Raw genomic sequence first — 3,459 nt, forward strand, 5'->3', positions numbered from 1 at the left:
ACGCGGGTCGAGACACACCTGTTATAGGATCAAGCCTTACGGGCAATTAGTATCAGTTAGCTCAGTACATTACTGTACGTGCACACCTGACCTATCAACGTCCTGGTCTTGAACGACCCTTCAAGGGGCTCGAAGCCCCGGGGATATCTCATCTTAAGGCGAGTTTCCCGCTTAGATGCTTTCAGCGGTTATCTCTTCCGAACATAGCTACCCGGCGATGCCACTGGCGTGACAACCGGTACACCAGAGGTTCGTCCACTCCGGTCCTCTCGTACTAGGAGCAGCCCCCTTCAAATATCCAGCGCCCACGGCAGATAGGGACCAAACTGTCTCACGACGTTTTAAACCCAGCTCACGTACCTCTTTAAATGGCGAACAGCCATACCCTTGGGACCGGCTACAGCCCCAGGATGAGATGAGCCGACATCGAGGTGCCAAACACCGCCGTCGATATGAACTCTTGGGCGGTATCAGCCTGTTATCCCCAGAGTACCTTTTATCCGTTGAGCGATGGCCCTTCCATACAGAACCACCGGATCACTATGACCTGCTTTCGCACCTGTTCGACTTGTCAGTCTCACAGTCAAGCACGCTTATGCCATTGCACTATCAGCACGATTTCCGACCGTACCTAGCGTACCTTCGTACTCCTCCGTTACACTTTGGGAGGAGACCGCCCCAGTCAAACTGCCTACCATGCACTGTCCCCGACCCGGATCACGGGCCAAGGTTAGAACCTCAAACAGATCAGGGTGGTATTTCAAGGACGGCTCCATTGAGACTGGCGTCCCAACTTCATAGCCTCCCACCTATCCTACACAGACCGGTTCAAAGTCCAATGCAAAGCTACAGTAAAGGTTCATGGGGTCTTTCCGTCTAGCCGCGGGGAGATTGCATCATCACAAACACTTCAACTTCGCTGAGTCTCGGGAGGAGACAGTGTGGCCATCGTTACGCCATTCGTGCAGGTCGGAACTTACCCGACAAGGAATTTCGCTACCTTAGGACCGTTATAGTTACGGCCGCCGTTTACCGGGACTTCAATCAGGAGCTTGCACCCCATCATTTAATCTTCCGGCACCGGGCAGGCGTCACACCCTATACGTCCACTTTCGTGTTTGCAGAGTGCTGTGTTTTTATTAAACAGTCGCAGCCACCAGTTTATTGCAACCCTTTCACCCTTCTGGCGCAGGCCAGTCAGGCTATGAGGGCGTACCTTATCCCGAAGTTACGGTACCAATTTGCCGAGTTCCTTCTCCCGAGTTCTCTCAAGCGCCTTAGAATACTCATCTCGCCCACCTGTGTCGGTTTGCGGTACGGTCACTGTGAAACTGAAGCTTAGAGGCTTTTCCTGGAACCCCTTCCAGTTGCTTCGCCACCGAAGTGGCTCGCCTCGCACCCTTGAATTGCGCGCCCGGATTTGCCAAAGCGCCTTCTCCAATGCAAGGACCGGGACTTCCAACACCCGGACAACCTTCCGCGATCCGTCCCCCCATCGCATTTCACAATGGTGCAGAAATATTAATCTGCTTCCCATCAGCTACGCATTTCTGCCTCGCCTTAGGGGCCGACTCACCCTACGCCGATGAACGTTGCGTAGGAAACCTTGGGCTTACGGCGAGGGGGCCTTTCACCCCCTTTATCGCTACTCATGTCAGCATTCGCACTTCCGATACCTCCAGCACACTTTCCAGTGCACCTTCGCAGGCTTACGGAACGCTCTCCTACCATGCACATTACTGTGCATCCGCAGCTTCGGTATATGGCTTAGCCCCGTTACATCTTCCGCGCAGGACGACTCGATCAGTGAGCTATTACGCTTTCTTTAAAGGGTGGCTGCTTCTAAGCCAACCTCCTGACTGTTTTAGCCTTCCCACTTCGTTTCCCACTTAGCCATATTTGGGGACCTTAGCTGGCGGTCTGGGTTGTTTCCCTCTTGACACCGGACGTTAGCACCCGATGTCTGTCTCCCGTGATTGCACTCTTCGGTATTCGGAGTTTGCTATGGCGTAGTAATCCGCAATGGACCCCACAACCATGACAGTGCTCTACCCCCGAAGGTGAGACACGAGGCACTACCTAAATAGTTTTCGGAGAGAACCAGCTATTTCCAGGTTTGTTTAGCCTTTCACCCCTATCCACAGCTCATCCCCTAACTTTTCAACGTTAGTGGGTTCGGTCCTCCAGCACGTGTTACCGTGCCTTCAACCTGGCCATGGATAGATCACCTGGTTTCGGGTCTACACCCAGCGACTGGACGCCCTGTTCGGACTCGCTTTCGCTACGCCTGCCCTAATCGGTTAAGCTCGCCACTGAATGTAAGTCGCTGACCCATTATACAAAAGGTACGCCGTCACCCCGCTTTAAGCGCTCTCGCGCTTAAATCCACTTCAAGCGCGCAGTGGTCATGTTTCAGACTTGATGTCTTTTGACGCATTCATTTCATGAATGCGCCGAAAGCGCTTAAAGCGGGGCTCCGACTGTTTGTATGCATGCGGTTTCAGGATCTGTTTCACTCCCCTCCCGGGGTTCTTTTCGCCTTTCCCTCACGGTACTGGTTCACTATCGGTCGATCACGAGTATTTAGCCTTGGAGGATGGTCCCCCCATCTTCAGACAGGATTTCACGTGTCCCGCCCTACTTCTCGTACACCCAGTTCTTCCATGCTGTTTTCGTCTACAGGGCTATCACCTGCTATGGCCGCACTTTCCAGAGCGTTCGACTAACAATACGGATAACGTGTACCGGCTGATCCCATTTCGCTCGCCACTACTCTGGGAATCTCGGTTGATTTCTTTTCCTGCGGTTACTTAGATGTTTCAGTTCACCGCGTTCGCTTCACGTAGCCTATGGATTCAGCTACGGATACTCCATTAGGAGTGGGTTTCCCCATTCGGACATCTCCGGATCAATGCTCGTTTGCCAGCTCCCCGGAGCTTTTCGCAGGCTACCGCGTCCTTCATCGCCTGTGATCGCCAAGGCATCCACCACATGCACTTGTTCGCTTGACCCTATAACGGGTGTGTCTCTGTGTCGACCCACGTTAGCGCTTTAGCGCTTACGTGGGTCCCATCCCCGGAGGGGATAGACGCACTCGCTACAGGTTGAGTATTCGTGTTGCGCCGTATTCCAAGGCAATCTTTCGATCACCTTTAAAATACATCGATACAATCACAACCCTGATTCACCTACTCGGCACCCATCTCCAGGTGCCTTTCGTGAATCTCTTTACTACTTCTTCCTGATTGTTAAAGAACGGCAGCCGGTATGAAGCCTGTGCCTCATACCGCTCTGACTGGCTCAATCGCCAATGCGCAACGCTCTGCCTTCAGGCAGAACCCTGCGCATTGAGGATTGGTGGAGGATGACGGGATCGAACCGACGACCCCCTGCTTGCAAAGCAGGTGCTCTCCCAGCTGAGCTAATCCCCCAGTCCCACAGATATTCCAGCGGCCCCAG

Annotated in this window: 2 rRNA genes (1 of these 2 only partly in view); both read right to left on the reverse strand. The window is 53.4% G+C overall.

Going from position 1 to position 3,459, the window contains the following annotated elements:
• Positions 1 to 25 precede the first annotated feature (25 nt).
• A 23S ribosomal RNA gene (locus HDG32_RS35840) occupies positions 26 to 3,011 on the reverse strand.
• A 240-nt stretch (positions 3,012 to 3,251) separates the two neighbouring features.
• Positions 3,252 to 3,459 (reverse strand): 16S ribosomal RNA (locus HDG32_RS37125) (it continues 1,592 nt past the right edge of the window).
• Together the 16S and 23S rRNA genes form the textbook arrangement of a ribosomal RNA operon.

The organism is Paraburkholderia sp. CI2 (assembly GCF_014201055.1).
GTDB classification, from domain to species: Bacteria; Pseudomonadota; Gammaproteobacteria; order Burkholderiales; family Burkholderiaceae; genus Paraburkholderia; species Paraburkholderia tuberum.